The organism is Mesorhizobium loti CJ3sym, from assembly GCF_000472785.1.
Taxonomy (GTDB): Bacteria; Pseudomonadota; Alphaproteobacteria; order Rhizobiales; family Rhizobiaceae; genus Mesorhizobium; species Mesorhizobium loti_E.
On the sequence record NZ_AXAL01000023.1, the window covers coordinates 22,069 to 36,279 of the forward strand.

At 63.6% G+C, this 14,211-nt stretch carries 14 protein-coding genes; 8 read left to right on the plus strand and 6 right to left on the minus strand.

From position 1 onward, the window contains the following. The first annotated feature begins 26 nt into the window (after positions 1-26). Positions 27-794, plus strand: coding sequence for a metallophosphoesterase family protein (locus tag A3A9_RS0127075; protein ID WP_027061435.1), 768 nt, complete (start codon positions 27-29; stop codon positions 792-794). 42 nt (positions 795-836) lie between these two features. Here A3A9_RS0127075 and A3A9_RS46340 read toward each other — a convergent pair whose 3' ends face one another. Both A3A9_RS46340 and A3A9_RS0127085 read right to left on the minus strand, forming a co-directional pair. Further along, positions 837-968, minus strand: coding sequence for a hypothetical protein (locus A3A9_RS46340; RefSeq protein ID WP_275451200.1), 132 nt, complete (start codon positions 966-968; stop codon positions 837-839). A gap of 290 nt (positions 969-1,258) precedes the next feature. Further along, positions 1,259-1,957, minus strand: a complete 699-nt coding sequence (locus A3A9_RS0127085; protein ID WP_027061436.1) for a type 1 glutamine amidotransferase — start codon at positions 1,955-1,957, stop codon at positions 1,259-1,261. An 88-nt stretch (positions 1,958-2,045) separates the two neighbouring features. Here A3A9_RS0127085 and A3A9_RS0127090 point away from each other — a divergent pair, with 88 nt between their 5' ends. The 4 genes from A3A9_RS0127090 to A3A9_RS0127105 all read left to right on the plus strand — a co-directional run bounded on the left by A3A9_RS0127090 (position 2,046) and on the right by A3A9_RS0127105 (position 6,080). Continuing rightward, the gene (locus tag A3A9_RS0127090) at positions 2,046-2,693 is read left to right on the plus strand and encodes a hypothetical protein (RefSeq protein WP_027061437.1); all 648 of its coding nucleotides are present in this window, start codon (positions 2,046-2,048) and stop codon (positions 2,691-2,693) included. A gap of 31 nt (positions 2,694-2,724) precedes the next feature. Next, entirely contained in the window at positions 2,725-3,459 is a 735-nt protein-coding gene (locus A3A9_RS0127095) for a 16S rRNA (uracil(1498)-N(3))-methyltransferase (RefSeq protein WP_027061438.1), read from the plus strand. Positions 3,460-3,603: 144 nt separating this feature from the next. Continuing rightward, positions 3,604-4,977, plus strand: coding sequence for a glutamate--cysteine ligase (locus tag A3A9_RS0127100; protein WP_027061439.1), 1,374 nt, complete (start codon positions 3,604-3,606; stop codon positions 4,975-4,977). A gap of 86 nt (positions 4,978-5,063) precedes the next feature. Then, positions 5,064-6,080, plus strand: coding sequence for a DUF937 domain-containing protein (locus A3A9_RS0127105; protein ID WP_027061440.1), 1,017 nt, complete (start codon positions 5,064-5,066; stop codon positions 6,078-6,080). Positions 6,081-6,250: 170 nt separating this feature from the next. Here A3A9_RS0127105 and A3A9_RS0127110 read toward each other — a convergent pair whose 3' ends face one another. Continuing rightward, entirely contained in the window at positions 6,251-6,541 is a 291-nt protein-coding gene (locus tag A3A9_RS0127110) for a DUF1127 domain-containing protein (protein ID WP_027061441.1), read from the minus strand. 177 nt (positions 6,542-6,718) lie between these two features. Between A3A9_RS0127110 and A3A9_RS0127115 the strand changes: the two genes are divergently transcribed. Then, positions 6,719-7,675: a LysR substrate-binding domain-containing protein gene (locus tag A3A9_RS0127115; protein ID WP_027033615.1), complete on the plus strand. Its 957-nt coding sequence runs from the start codon at positions 6,719-6,721 to the stop codon at positions 7,673-7,675. Between the two features lie 6 nt (positions 7,676-7,681). Here the strand turns inward: A3A9_RS0127115 and A3A9_RS0127120 are convergent, their stop codons facing one another. After that, complete coding sequence (locus A3A9_RS0127120) at positions 7,682-9,892, minus strand: bifunctional diguanylate cyclase/phosphodiesterase (protein ID WP_027061442.1); 2,211 nt, start codon at positions 9,890-9,892, stop codon at positions 7,682-7,684. A gap of 119 nt (positions 9,893-10,011) precedes the next feature. On the opposite strand from A3A9_RS0127120, the gene xseA reads away from it, so the two are divergent. Continuing rightward, the gene (gene xseA / locus A3A9_RS0127125; RefSeq protein WP_027061443.1) at positions 10,012-11,577 is read left to right on the plus strand and encodes an exodeoxyribonuclease VII large subunit; all 1,566 of its coding nucleotides are present in this window, start codon (positions 10,012-10,014) and stop codon (positions 11,575-11,577) included. Between the two features lies 1 nt (position 11,578). Then, entirely contained in the window at positions 11,579-12,712 is a 1,134-nt protein-coding gene (locus A3A9_RS0127130) for a P1 family peptidase (protein ID WP_027061444.1), read from the plus strand. Between the two features lie 62 nt (positions 12,713-12,774). Here the strand turns inward: A3A9_RS0127130 and A3A9_RS0127135 are convergent, their stop codons facing one another. Next, the gene (locus A3A9_RS0127135; protein ID WP_027061445.1) at positions 12,775-13,026 is read right to left on the minus strand and encodes a DUF768 domain-containing protein; all 252 of its coding nucleotides are present in this window, start codon (positions 13,024-13,026) and stop codon (positions 12,775-12,777) included. Between the two features lie 412 nt (positions 13,027-13,438). Then, complete coding sequence (locus tag A3A9_RS0127140; RefSeq protein WP_027061446.1) at positions 13,439-14,128, minus strand: SDR family NAD(P)-dependent oxidoreductase; 690 nt, start codon at positions 14,126-14,128, stop codon at positions 13,439-13,441. Positions 14,129-14,211 lie beyond the last annotated feature (83 nt).

Genomic DNA, 14,211 nt, shown 5'->3' on the forward strand with positions numbered 1-14,211 from the left:
CATCAGACCACGGAGACCACGATACGTTGGCTGAACCCGGCATCCATTTTCTCGACGCGAACGGCCCGGACGGTATGCGCCTCTATGCGATCGGCGACGTGCATGGCCGGCTCGACCTGCTGGCCGCCATGCACCAGCGGATCGAGAGCGAGCTGGAGTGGAAACCGGCTCGCGACTGGCGGGTGATCCACCTCGGCGACTATGTCGACCGCGGGCCGGACTCCAAGGGCGTCATCGATTTTCTGATCGAGGCGCGAGAACGCGACCCGCGCAATCTGATGCTCGCCGGCAACCACGACATCGGCTTTCTCGACTTTCTGAGAACTGCCGACCCGGAAGGGCTTTTCATGCGCTATGGCGGTGTCCAGACGGCGCTGTCCTATGGTGTATCCCTGACTGCGGACGGCAGCTGGTTCGGCAAGACGGAGACTATGCGACGAGGTCATGCCGCCCTGGTTGAAGCCGTGCCGCAAAGCCATGTCGAATTTCTTCGCTCGCTGCCGTTCTCGTTGACGTTTGGCGACTTCTTCTTCTGCCATGCCGGCATCCGGCCAGGCATTCCGCTGGAGAAGCAAAACCCGCAGGACCTGATCTGGATCCGCGACGTTTTCCACGATTGCACCGGGCTGCTCCCAAAGATCGTGGTGCATGGCCACACCCCGGTCCCTGAAGCGGAAGTGATGGCCAACCGTGTCAATGTCGACACGCTTGCCTGGCAATCAGGCATGCTGACCGCCCTCGTCGTGGACGGAGCCGACAAACGCATCCTGGAAATGTCGATAAAGGAAGCTTGAGCCTCCGCCGCGTCGCAGGTTGCGTCGCGAACGAATGAGCTTTTAGCGAAGCGAGGCGGTGACGCCGTAGCCGTCGACGGCGTTGTGGTTGTTGGCGGCATCGGCGGAATAGATGCCGAGACCGCACAGCACGATGGCGGACAACATGGCAAAGGACAGAAGCGCTGTTTTCACGGACGTCATCTCTTGTTGAGCTTTCTGCATCTGTGCATCAGGCGGTTACCAATGCGTTGAAACGGAGAATTCGCTTCAAAGTTTCGACGATTTCGCGCTTCTAGGCGCGTTCTGTATCGACGGTGTGTCGCGCGGGTCACACAAAAGGTTCATCCCGGTTGCACAGCCAATGCAGAGCGCGCGCCTTCTAGGATGGCGGGCGGACACGAGCCAAGGATGAAAGGGGTTTTCCCCAGCCGGTTTCACGGCCGCGTGCCAATTATGCCACGCCCAGACCTAGAGGCAGGCGCTTAGATCGTCGCCACCCAGGCACGGGCAATGGCAAGGCCGGCCGCATCGGCGTCGGGGCCGTTGCGCGCCATTTCGCCATCGAGCCTGCCGGCCCAGTCGGGATGGCGCTCGGCGATGATCGGCGCGAAGGACGAACTCCAATCCTTCACCATCGGCCGGTCGGCCTCGAAATGGAATTGGAAGCCGTAGACGGCGCGACCGACACGAAACGCCTGGTTTTCGGCGACGTCATTGCCGGCGAGCCGCACGGCGTTTTGCGGCAGCACGAATGTGTCGTCATGCCACTGGAAGATCGGGAATTTTTCCGGCAGTTCGGCCAGCACCGGATCGGCCTTGGCATCCGATGTCAGCGACACACCCTGCCAGCCGAACTCATTGGCGCCGCCGATGCGGTTCTCGCCACCAAAGGCGCGGGCGACAAGCTGGCTGCCGAGACAGATGCCGAGCACGGCACGATCCTTGTCGGCGAAATCGCGGGTCAGTTCGAGCAATGCGGGGAAATAGGGATACTCATCGTCGGCCAGCGCATTCTGGCCACCGCCGAGCACCACCATGGCATCGTGCCCGGCCGCATCCTGTGGCAGCGGATCGCCCTTGTAGGGCAAGCGCAGGTCAAGATCGGCACCCGCTTCCGCAAGGGCGGCACCAACCTGGCCGAGGCCGGTATTGTCGTAGTTCTGGACCACCAGCACCCGCATCGCAAAACCCTGCTGACATGAAAAAGATGCCACGAGCGATATCATGCCGCCCGCATTGCAGCCAAGATGCGTATCGCAGGAGAGAACTATGCCACTGCAAAACCGGGTCGATCCGTTCGGCGCCATCCATGCCGTCCCCCAGCGCGGCCTGTTCACCGGCAATCGCGGCATTATCCACGATCCCGAGACCAAGACGCTGTTGAGGAAACACTGGGCGCTACAGGCCTGGATCATCTGCGTGTGCCAGTTCCGCAATGTGCGGCGGGAGCCGATGGGTCGCAATCGTGCTGGTGGCAAAGCGGGCTGGACCGAGCTGTTCTTCCTCGACGAGGTGACGGCGCTGGCTGCGGGACATCGCCCCTGCTTCTTTTGCCAACGCGAACGGGCGAAAGATTTTGTTGGCCATTTCGGCGAAGCCTTCGGCATTGCCGAGCCGCGCGCCCCCCAGGTCGATAAACGGTTGCACAAGGAGCGGCTGGCTTCGGGTGGCAAGCCACCGACGGTCGCCGTTGAAGATCTTGGTGGCCTGCCGGATGGCGCTATGGTTGCGGATGGGAGAACAGCCTATGCGCTGAGCGGCGGCAAGGCGCTGCGCTGGTCGTTCGCTGGCTATGGTCCATCCGCCGATTTCGGTTCACTCGGCGAAAAGGCGCTTGTACTGCTGACGCCGGCGACAACGCTCAACGTCCTGCGGCATGGCTTTCGGCCGGTGTGGCATCCATCGGCCGAGACTTGACGCCGGCGGCCGGCTCGCCCATTCCTCGGCCATGCGCGCCAATTACAAGATGCAACGTCTGTTCGTGCCTGACGATCTCGGCCCCGAGATCGAGTTCGACGCCGGCCAGCAGCAGAGCCATTATCTGCAGCATGTGCTGCGGCTTGGCGAAGGCGCCGAGATCCTGCTGTTCAATGGCCGCGACGGCGAGTGGTCAGCGGCCATCGCGGCGAAATCGAAGAAGGCGGTCAAACTCAGGGTGCTGGCGCCGCAGCGGCCGCAGCCGCCACTGCCCGATCTCGTCTACTGCTTTGCGCCTCTGAAACAGGGCCGGCTCGATTATCTCGTGCAGAAAGCGGTCGAGATGGGCGCGGGTGTCCTGCAGCCTGTGATCACCCAGCACACGCAAGTGGCCAAGCCGTCCATCGAGCGCCTGCGCGCCAATGTCGTCGAGGCGGCCGAGCAATGCGGCATCCTGGCGGTTCCGGAGGTTCGCGAGGCGGAAAAATTTGAGCGCCTGCTGACCGGCTGGGACAAGGACCGGCGGCTGGTCTTCTGTGATGAGGACGCCTCGACCAACAATCCTCTGCCTGCCTTGCAGGCGTTAAAGGAGAAGAAGCTGGCGCTGCTGGTCGGGCCGGAGGGCGGCTTCTCCGACGAGGAGCGCAAGATGTTGCACGCCCTGCCCTTCGTGGCCGCCATTCCGCTCGGACCGCGCATCCTGCGCGCCGACACGGCGGCCGTGGCGGCACTTGCGGTGATCCAGGCAACTGTCGGAGACTGGTAGGAGGTCATTTTTCGCAAGAGGCGGTCCCGATCGTAGCATTCAATTCCTCTTGACCTGTGGCTCAGGATTTTTCGCTTGATCGGCTGCTGACATTTCGTCCATTTACCGTCGGCGGCCCCTTCGGCCGCTTTTGAGGGCTTGATCATGGCGCGCGACACAACCGATTTCCGGCCGATCGAAGACATCGACGAACTTGTCGAGCACCTGGCTGAAGGCAACAAACCGCGCGACAAGTGGCGTATCGGCACCGAGCACGAAAAATTCCCCTTCTACGTCGATGGCAACGCTCCGGTACCCTATGGCGGCGAGCGCGGCATCCGCGCCATCCTCGAAGGCATGCAGCACAAGCTCGGCTGGGATCCGATCATCGATGACGGCCGCATCATCGGCCTGGTCGAGCCGACCGGCCAGGGCGCGATTTCGCTGGAGCCGGGTGGCCAGTTCGAGCTCTCCGGCGCGCCGCTGGAGACGATCCATCAGACGTGCCGCGAGGGCAATGCGCATCTTGCGCAGGTGCGTGAGATCGCCGAGCCGATGGGCATCCGCTTCCTTGGCCTCGGCGGCAGCCCGAAATGGTCGCTGGCCGAGACGCCTAAAATGCCAAAGTCGCGCTACGAGATCATGACCCGCTACATGCCCAAGGTCGGCACCAAGGGCCTCGACATGATGTACCGCACCTGCACCATCCAGGTTAACCTCGACTTCGAGAGCGAGGCCGACATGCGCCGCAAGATGCAGGTGTCGCTGAAGCTGCAACCGCTGTCGACGGCGCTGTTCGCCAACTCGCCCTTCACCGAGAGCCACCCGAACGGATTGCAAAGCTGGCGAGGCGATATCTGGCGCGACACCGACAACCAGCGTTCGGGCCTGCTCGAATTCTGCTTCTCGCCCGATTTCGGCTTTGCCGACTATGTCGAATGGGCGCTCGACGTGCCGATGTATTTCGTCATCCGCGACGGCCACTATCACGACATGACGCACATCACCTTCCGGCAGTTCATGGCTGGAGCGGCGCGCAACGACGTGCCGGACGGGCTGCCGACGATGGGTGACTGGGCGAACCATCTGTCGACCCTGTTCCCCGACGTGCGGCTGAAGCGCTTTCTTGAAATGCGCGGTGCCGACGGCGGCCCTTGGCGGCGCATCTGCGCGCTGCCGGCCTTCTGGGTCGGGCTGCTCTATGATGAGGCGGCACTTGATGCGGCCGAGGCGTTGACCTCGAGCTGGACGTATGAAGAAACGCTGGCGATGCGCAACGCGGTGCCGGAACTCGGCATCTCCGCGCCCTTCCGCAACACCACGCTGCGCGAGATCGCGCGCGACGTCATGGCCATTTCGCGCACGGGGCTGAAGAACCGCGGCAAGAAGAACCGCGATGGCTACGACGAGACCTCGTTCCTCAACACTTTGGACGAAGTGGTGGCGCGCGGCACGACGAGCGCCGAGGAGATGCTTTCGGCCTACCATACGCGCTGGGGCGGCTCAATCGAGCCGGTGTTCATGGAATATGCGTATTAGCCCCGCGTCAGGAGCGGCAAAAGCCGCTTCAATCGAGCGTTGAAACGAATTAGGCTTCCCTCCGAGGAATTCAGGAGGAGAAGCCGATGCCTACCTTGTTCGACATGCTGACGCAGGCCCAGAACGGCAACGGCATGCAGGCGCTTGCCCAGCAATACGGGCTTTCGATGCAGCAGACACAGGCTGCGGTCGCAGCACTGCTGCCGGCCTTTTCACAGGGGTTGCAACGCAACACCGCCGATCCCTACGGGCTCGGCGCCTTCATGACGGCGATGGCAAGCGGCCAGCATGCCAAGTATTTCGAGGACGCGACCCGCGCTTTCTCGCCGCAAGGCGTTGATGAGGGCAACGGCATCCTCGGGCACCTGTTCGGCTCGAAGGACCTGTCGCGCGCCGTGGCCAGTCAAGCGGCGCAGGCGAGCGGCGTCAGCCAGCAGATCCTGCAGCAGATGCTGCCGGCCATCGCCTCGATGGTGATGGGCGGGCTGTTCAAGCAGACAACAGGTCAGATGCAGGCCGCTGGCGGTTTCGGCGGCGGCGGCAACAATCCGCTGGGCGAGATCATCGAGCAGATGATGCGGCAGGGCGGCATGCAGGCGCCGGCTCCACAACAGCGCCAGGCGCCGCCGCCACAGAGCCCGATGGACAACCCGCTCGGCAAGGTCTTGCAGGACATGTTCGGCGGCGGCACACCGCAACCGCCGAGCCAGCCGCAGCCGGCACCCAATCCCTATGGCGACAATCCGTTGGGCAAGGTGCTGCAGGACATGTTCGGCGGCGGTACGCCACAGCCACAAGGCCAGGCTCAACCGCAACAGACGCAAAGCCCATATGGCGACAACCCGCTTGGGAAAATCTTCGAAGAGATGCTGCGTTGGGGCGGCGGCTTCGGCTTGCCCGGTGGCCAGCCGGCGCCGCAGCCTCAGGCACCGCGGCAGCCACAGGCCCCGCAGCCGCAGACCAATCCGAGCGGCAGGCCAAGGAATCCGTTCGATGATATTTTCGGCAAAATGTTCGAGACCGGCGCCCAGCAGCGCGACGACTACCAGAAGGGCGTGGAAACGATCTTCGATCAGTTCAAGCGCGACATGGACCGGCGGTAGGCGCGCGCCCAACGGCCGTTTCCTGGCAAGCAAAACAGAAAAGCCCGGTCCTTGGGAGGACCGGGCAATGTGCAGGCAGGCCGGCGGGGAACCGGCAGGGAGTGGGGAGCCTGCATAATCCTTGGTCGCGCTGAACCCTGAAAAGGTTCAACAGGACCGAAACTCAGCGATCAGGCCACTTGGCGGGCGAGATCCTCGACCGTTTCCACGCGATCGCTGGCAATCTGACGCAAGATCACCGTCGGGTCGCGGCCAAAGGGCACGTCGATGGCGACATGCAGGTCGGCGCGCGTCAGGCCGATATCGGCGAGTTCGGCGTCCGACATCTCGCCAAGGCGGTAGAAGGCGCGGCGATTTTTCCAGGCGCGATAGAAATTGGAGACGGTGTTGGCCACGCGCATCGCGACGGCCGGACGCGAGGTGATGCGCGAGGTCTCGGTGGCGAAATCGATCGTGGTCATGTCGGTCTCCTTCAGACTCGAACGGACGAAGCCGGGCCAACAACGCTTGGGAGAAGCGCCGTTCCGGTCTCGATTCACATGCCTTCATGTGGATGATGCGAATTTGCCATCGCGCGATTGATTAATCCAACGAATGTTTCTAATCTTTAGCATCAACACCAGTGATGGATCACGCCGATGAAAGCGCCGCTCGATCTCGATCAGTTGCAGACCTTCATCTCGATCGCCGACACCGGCAGCTTCACCCGCGCGGCGGAAGAGGTGCACCGCACCCAGTCGGCGGTATCGATGCAGATGCGCCGGCTGGAGGAGCGGATCGGCAAGCCACTGTTCGAGAAGGAAGGGCGCACCAACAGGCTGACGGAGGAAGGCGACAAGCTGCTCTCCTATGCGCGACGGCTGCTCTATCTCAACCGCGAGACCCTCGCCGCCTTCGATGACCAGCGGCTCGAAGGCACGATCCGCATCGGCACGCCGGACGACTATGCCGACCGTTTCCTGCCCGAGATCATGGCGCGCTTCACCCGCTCCAACCCACGCGTCGAGCTGACAGTCATCTGCGAGCCGACGCCAGGACTGGTCGAGCATATCAAGCGCGGCAATCTCGACCTGGCGCTGGTGACGCACAATGACGTGCGCGGCCAGTCGGAAGTGGTGCGGCGCGAGCCGCTGCTGTGGGTCAGCTCGGCCAACCACGCGACGCATGAGCAGGTAACGCTGCCGATGGCCTTTGGCCGGCCGAACTGCATCTGGCGGCGCGCCGCTGTCGATGTGCTGGACCAGCAGAAGCGCGACTATCGCATCCTGTTCACCAGTTTCTCGGCGACCGTCATCACCGCCGCCGTGCTTTCGGGCCTGGCGGTCTCGGTGCTGCCGGAATGCGCGCTCAGACCCGGCATGCGGGTGCTGGGCGAAGCCGACGGCTTCGGCGCCCTGCCCGACTGCCGCATCGGCATCATGCGCGGCCAGACCTCGCGGCCGGAGATCGTCGATGCGCTCGCCCGTCACATTTCGGAGAGCCTGGACAACATCTCGGTACCACTTGGCGAAGAGACGGGAACATTCGACTTCGCGGCTCTCGCCTTCGCCAAGATGAAGCGGACCAGGCCGAACCAGATCCTGCCGGGCTGGTAGGAAGAATTACGCGCGCATCGACGCTGGTCCGCTCTGAATGGGCGATAGGCCCGGCAAGAGCAGCAACTGGGCAGGTTCGAGCGGCGGCGCCAGCAGGTAACCCTGCATCTGATGACAGCCCATGCCGACGAGCAGCACCTTCTGCTCCTCGGTCTCGACCCCCTCCGCGGTGACTTCGACATCGAGCGCTATCGCCAGGTCGATCAACGCCTTGACGATCGCGGCGGAGTTGGCGTCTTGGTCGAGAAGGCGCACGAAGGAACGGTCGATCTTGAGCTTGTCGATGAGGTGACGGCGCAGGTAGTTCAATGATGAATAGCCAGTGCCGAAATCATCGAGCACCACACCAACGCCCGATCGGCGCAAGGCCTCCAGAGCCATCCTGGTCGTGTCGTTGTTTTCCAGAAGCACGCTTTCGGTGATCTCGAGCTGCAATCGCGCCGGCGGCAGGCCGGTCTCGGCTAGGATCGACGCGACTTGCTCGGCAAAACCTGCGTCGCGCAGCTGCAGCGGTGAGACGTTGACGGCCACCCACGGTAATTGCGTGCCGGCTGCGAAGCGGCAGGCTTCGTGCAACACCCATTGGCCAAGCTCGCCGATCATGCCCCGTTCCTCGGCAATGGCGATGAACTGTTGCGGCGGCAGGGCGCCATGGATCTCATGCGCCCAGCGGATCAGCGCCTCTACCCCGACGATCGCCCGGCCATCGGCGGCGAAGATTGGCTGATAGGCCAGCTTGATCTCGGTCCCGCCACGGAGGGCGCGGCGGAGCGCATTCTCGACCTTGCGCTTGCGCAGCAATAGGTCGTCCATGTCACCGGCAAAGACCTGATAGCGGCCGCGGCCATTCTTCTTGGCTTCGTAGAGCGCAATATCGGCCTTGCGCAGCAGATCGTCGGCATCGACCTTTGGACCCGACGCCAAGGCTATGCCGATGCTGGCGCTGACGAACACCTGGTCATCCATCAGCCGGAAAGGCTCCTGCAATTTCCGCAGCAGCCGTTCCGAAATATCCTCGGCTACCCTGGTGTCGCGGATATCGACCAAGATGATCGCGAACTCGTCGCCGCCGAGCCGCGCCACCGTATCGATCTCGCGGATCGTCCTCTGAAGCCTGGCCGCCGTCTGGCGCACGAGTTCGTCACCGGCGGGATGACCGAGCGTATCGTTGACGTGTTTGAAGCGATCGATGTCGAGATAGAGCAGCGCCGTCCTTGCGGTATCGCGCCCGGTCGTGAGCAAGGCCCGTCGCAGCCTATCCTCGAAAAGTGCCCGGTTGGGGAGCCCCGTCAGCGTATCGTGAAAGGCGAGATACTGTGCGTCCGCCTGACTTGTCTGCAGCGCCAGCGATGTCCGTCGCAGGCGGCGCAAGAGAAAGACCAGCGCACCGGCGGCAAGCAGCATGCCGGCGATCAACGCCGGGCCGGCCTTGCGTATCAGTGTTAGACCGGGGCGCTCCTGATCCCAGCCGATATAGCCGAGAATGACACCGCGCGAATCCATCAGCGGAATGGCAGCCGAGCCGACCGATTGCGACAGAGGCAGCAGGTGGGCGCCATCGAGCAGATATTTTTCGGCGATCTTGCCGATGACGGCGGCGTTGATGAACTCCACGGAGACATGCAGATATTCGCTGCCCCGCGCCTGCGTGACGCGGTCGGAACTTGGCACCAGCGGCATGATGCTGAGGATGGCCGGCTTGCCGCCGAGCGACACCAGATCTTCGGCAACCATCTTGACCGGGCCGCCGGCCCCGGTCGCGTCCGGCGGTCTGGCGATCAGGCCGCGCAGCTTTTCGACGGTGGGTCGCAAGGCGGTTTCGTCCTCGGCATAAAGGTCCGGCGACACCACCTTTCCCTCACGCATGGCGTGGACTGGACGGCTGGCGTCATCCAGCACGTAGACGCGGTTGTGACCGTAGTAAGAATACATCCAGACGCTGAGGTTCTCGGCCATCCAGGCCTGATTGCCCGACTTGGCGTTGGTGACGGAATCGTCCCAGACCGAGACACTTTCCTGCTCGCGCTCGACGGCGGCGATCTGATCCTGCAAGCCGTTGGCGAAGAATATCTTTTGGCGCTCGAGCGAAACGCGGTCAGCCTGCACGGCGGCGTAGAAACCGAAGCCCACGACCATGACCAGCGCAAAAGCGGCAAGCGCCAGCACGGTCAGCGTGACCTGATACGTCAATGGGCTGCGGTTTGCGCGTGCGCTCATGCGTCCTTGGCCAGCTTCGTTGGGCGCCAGTCAACCAAACCAGCCTTAAGATCGCGTTATAACATTTGGCTCAGCACTGGCGCCTTGACGCGGGGCCCCAACCGTTCCCCAATCGGCCGATGAGCGAAGCAGGATCCGAATCACGCACCAACGCCACCGAATACACGGTGAGCGAGATCTCCGGCGCGCTGAAGCGCACGGTCGAGGACGTCTTCGGCAATGTGCGGGTGCGCGGTGAGATTTCGGGCTATCGTGGGCCGCATTCCTCCGGCCATGCTTATTTCGCGCTGAAGGACGACCGCGCCCGGCTCGATGCCGTGGTGTGGAAAGGCACGATGAGCCGGCTGAAATTCCGCCCCGAGGAAGGGATGGAGGTGATCGCCACCGGCAAGCTCACCACCTATCCCGGCAAGTCCAACTACCAGATCGTCATCGACAATCTGGAGCCGGCCGGCGCCGGCGCGCTGATGGCGCTGCTGGAAGAGCGCAAGCGCCGGCTGCAGGCGGAAGGGCTTTTCGAGGCCGGCCGCAAACGCCGGCTGCCGTTCATGCCGCGCGTCATCGGTGTCGTCACCTCGCCGACAGGGTCGGTCATCCGCGACATCATCCACCGCATCAAGGACCGCTTTCCGCTGCATGTGCTGGTCTGGCCGGTGCGCGTGCAGGGCGAAACATCGGGCGCTGAAGTGACCAATGCCGTCACCGGCTTCAATGCATTGCCCTGGGACGGCGCCATCCAGCGCCCCGATCTCTTGATCGTGGCGCGCGGCGGCGGCAGCCTCGAGGATCTCTGGGGTTTCAACGACGAAGCGCTGGCGCGCGCCGTTGCCGCCTCCGGCATTCCGGTGATTTCCGCCGTCGGCCACGAGACCGACTGGACGCTGATCGACCTTGTCGCGGATGTGCGGGCGCCGACACCGACGGGCGCGGCCGAAATCGCCGTGCCGGTAAAGGCCGACCTCGAAGCGACGCTGGCCAGCCTCGGCGCGCGGCTCAAGGCAGCGGTCCTGCGCAATTTCGAGCGCAAACGGCAAGCTGCGCGCGCGGCGGCGCGCGCGCTGCCCTCACCCGATCAATTGCTGGCGCTGCCGCGCCGGCGCCTCGACGAGGCGACATCGAGGCTCGGTCGCGGCCTGTCCGTCAGCGTCGACCGCAAGCGGGCGCGTCTCCAGGCCCAAAGGCTGACGCCGGCCACGCTGTCGCGGCGCATGAACGAGGCGCGCACGCTGGCCGGCCGCGACCTTGCCCGGGCGCAGGCTGCCTTCTTTGCCATCGTGCGCGAGCGGCGCGCACGCTTTGCGCGCACCGCGACGCGGCTCTCGCCGGCACCGATCGTACGCCGGCAGAAACTGCAAGGGGACGCGCTGACGGCGGTGGCGCGGCGGCAGGATCGCGTCATCTCGGTTCGGCTCGAACGCCTGCGCGGCCAGTTGAGCCAGGCCGAACGCCTGCTGACGACGCTTTCGCACAAGGCTGTGCTGGCGCGCGGGTTTGCCCTGGTGAAGGATGCCGACGGCGCCGTCATCAAGCAGGCGGCTGACGTGGCATCGGGGATGGCGCTCTCGCTGGAGTTCGCCGACGGCACGGCCGATGCGGTGGCAACCAGCGGTGCAGCGCGACCGAAGCCGGCTGCCAAGCCATCAGCAAAGGCCAGGGAACCTGGCAATCAGGGATCACTGTTCTGACATGACCGATCCGCACCATCTGGCGACACCATCCGGCAAACCGCGCGCACGAAGCTTTGGCATCGGCTTCGATGGAGTGCCCGGGCCGTTCAATGCAGTCACCGACGTCTCCGGTGTCGCGGTCGGCTATGCGACACTGATTTCAGGCGATGGCGCGCTCGTGGTTGGCAAGGGGCCGGTGCGCACCGGCGTCACGGCGATCCTGCCCAGGCCACTTGCTGAGCTCGCCACGCCGGTCTTTGCCGGCATTTTCAGCCAGAACGGCAATGGCGAGCTGACCGGCTCGCACATCATCGAGGAAACCGGTGCTTTCAACTTCCCGATCACCATCACCAACACGCATTCCTGCGGTGTTTCGCGCGACGGCACGCTGCGCTGGATGCAACGCGTACTGCCGGCCGCCATCGACAGCGGCTGGGGCCTGCCCGTAGCGGCGGAGACCTATGATGGCTTCCTCAACGACATAAACGGCCACCATCTGACCTTTGAGCACGTGGGCCAGGCGCTTGACGGGGCCGCTAGCGGCCCGATTGACGAAGGCAGCGTCGGCGGCGGCACCGGCATGATTACCCTTGGCTTCAAGGCCGGGTCGGGCACGGCATCGCGCGTCGTTGGGTGGCAGGGAAATTCCTATACGGTCGGAGCGTTCGTGCAGTCGAATTTCGGCAAGCGCCGCAATTTTACCCTTCGTGGCCTGCGCGCGGGTTCGGAACTCACCGAACCGACGATCCGCGAAGGCACGCCCCACGCCGAAAAAGGTTCAATCATCGCCGTCATCGCCACCGATGCACCATTCCTGCCGCATCAGATGAAGCGGCTGGCGCGCCGCGTGCCGCTCGGCGTCGCCATGACCGGCGGCTTCGGCTATCACAGCTCGGGCGATATCTTTCTGGCCTTCTCGACGGCCAATCCTGCCGCGGCGCTGGCGCCGTCGGGCCGGATCGCCAATGCCGACTTCATCCCGGACAGCGACATCGATCCGTTTTTCGACGCCGTGATCCAGACGGTTGAGGAATCGATCCTCAACGCCCTGGTCGCCAATGACGACATGACCGGGCGCGACGGCAATTTCGTGCCGGCACTGCCGAAAACTTGGCTCAAAGAACAGTTTGGGCTGAAAGAGAAGTTCGGCTGAGGGCTGAGACGAAAACGCGGGCCAATCGGCCCGCGCGTTTCAGACAGGGGTCGCCCCTAAAATTATTCAGCGGCTTTGATGGACGCCTGCTGGTGCTGGTCGGCCTCGGCGGCTTCCTCGAGCCGGGATGCAATCAGTTCCTTGATGTCACCGACTTCTTCCTGGATATCCTCCAAGTGTATGCCGACTTCCGCGGCCTTGGCGGCGCATTCCTTGGCCAATGTCTCGGCCTGCTTTTCGATCCTGGCCTGGGACTGGCAATGGACCTTTTCGCCGATCCATCCCCGCAAGAACTCGATCGCGTGTTCGCTCATACTGCTGTTCCCTGGCGGCAAAGCCGGTTGGTAATCATAAACGTCGGCATCCCACGAAGGATGCATGTTCCCATTCGAGCCGAGTCGCGGTCACCCGGCAAGCCGATGCCGTCCAAGGTCCACAAAGCTGAAGGAAATCGAGGATTCACGAACATTTCTGATTCTGGTGGGTCGGTACCGTTGGCTGGATCAACCCAGCTTCGCGCCACTGTTTCTGTTTGCTTATTTCCGGTTTCCGAGCCGATTTTCGTCACAAAAGATGGGCGCAATGCGTAACATATTCACGGTTGCTTCGACAGGCGGCTTTCAGGCACGCGGGCCGAAGTCGCCGGTATATAGTGACATCCTCATGCAATGTCGACTCCTCTCGATCTTGCCCACAAGGCACGCAAAGTCGCACCCCCGCACCCCGTCAGAACGTCTCCACCCAAGGCCTGAGCTCCATTTCCCAGGTCCAGGCACTGCGGTGCTGGCGATGGATGGAGAGATAGGCCTCGGCGATCGCATCCGGCGACAGCCGGCGATCCGGCGTATCGGAATCCCCTGTGGACGCGGCCGAGGCAATGCCGCCATCGATGATGAAATGCGCGACGTGGACGTTTTTCGGCGCCAGTTCACGAGCCATGGACTGCGCCAGCCCGCGCAAGCCGAATTTGGGCATCGCAAAACCGGCTGAGCCAGCGAACCCTTTTACGCTTGCCGTCGCCCCAGTGAAGAGGATCGAACCCGAGCCTAGAGCCACCAGCCGGCGGGCTGCCTGCTGGCCGACCAGAAAGCCGCCATAGGCGCCGACCAGCAAAGCCTGCCGGACCGCCTCGGGATCGAGGTCGGCAATCGGCCCACGGGCACGTCCGCTGGCGTTGAAAACCACCAGCGAGAGCGGCCCTGCCTTGTCCGCAACATCGAACAGATGCGCCACCGATGCGGCATCGGAGACATCCGTCGCCACTGCCAAGGCCCCGGTCTCGGCCTTCAGGTCTTCAAGCTTTTCGACGTTGCGGGCGGCCAGCACGACCTGGAACCCGTTTTTCGCAAGAAGACGCGCAAGCGAGGCGCTCAATCCTGGCCCCACGCCTGCGATGATGGCGACATTGGATGTCATGAGACCTCTCCTGTTTTACATTGATCGCGATCGCCGACCGGAGCGAATGACATGGGAACTTGCCGGATTAGCGCGGCACCGAC

Excerpts from the sequence above, each read along its gene's own strand:
- A3A9_RS0127085 (WP_027061436.1), bottom strand. The coding sequence starts at position 1,957 with ATGCGGGTGCTGGTGGTCCAGAACTACGACAATACCGGCCTCGGCCAG.
- A3A9_RS0127090 (WP_027061437.1), top strand. The coding sequence starts at position 2,046 with ATGCCACTGCAAAACCGGGTCGATCCGTTCGGCGCCATCCATGCCGTC.
- A3A9_RS0127095 (WP_027061438.1), top strand. The coding sequence starts at position 2,725 with ATGCGCGCCAATTACAAGATGCAACGTCTGTTCGTGCCTGACGATCTC.
- A3A9_RS0127100 (WP_027061439.1), top strand. The coding sequence starts at position 3,604 with ATGGCGCGCGACACAACCGATTTCCGGCCGATCGAAGACATCGACGAA.
- A3A9_RS0127105 (WP_027061440.1), top strand. The coding sequence starts at position 5,064 with ATGCCTACCTTGTTCGACATGCTGACGCAGGCCCAGAACGGCAACGGC.
- A3A9_RS0127110 (WP_027061441.1), bottom strand. The coding sequence starts at position 6,541 with ATGACCACGATCGATTTCGCCACCGAGACCTCGCGCATCACCTCGCGT.
- A3A9_RS0127115 (WP_027033615.1), top strand. The coding sequence starts at position 6,719 with ATGAAAGCGCCGCTCGATCTCGATCAGTTGCAGACCTTCATCTCGATC.
- A3A9_RS0127120 (WP_027061442.1), bottom strand. The coding sequence starts at position 9,892 with ATGAGCGCACGCGCAAACCGCAGCCCATTGACGTATCAGGTCACGCTG.
- xseA (WP_027061443.1), top strand. The coding sequence starts at position 10,012 with ATGAGCGAAGCAGGATCCGAATCACGCACCAACGCCACCGAATACACG.
- A3A9_RS0127130 (WP_027061444.1), top strand. The coding sequence starts at position 11,579 with ATGACCGATCCGCACCATCTGGCGACACCATCCGGCAAACCGCGCGCA.
- A3A9_RS0127135 (WP_027061445.1), bottom strand. The coding sequence starts at position 13,026 with ATGAGCGAACACGCGATCGAGTTCTTGCGGGGATGGATCGGCGAAAAG.
- A3A9_RS0127140 (WP_027061446.1), bottom strand. The coding sequence starts at position 14,128 with ATGACATCCAATGTCGCCATCATCGCAGGCGTGGGGCCAGGATTGAGC.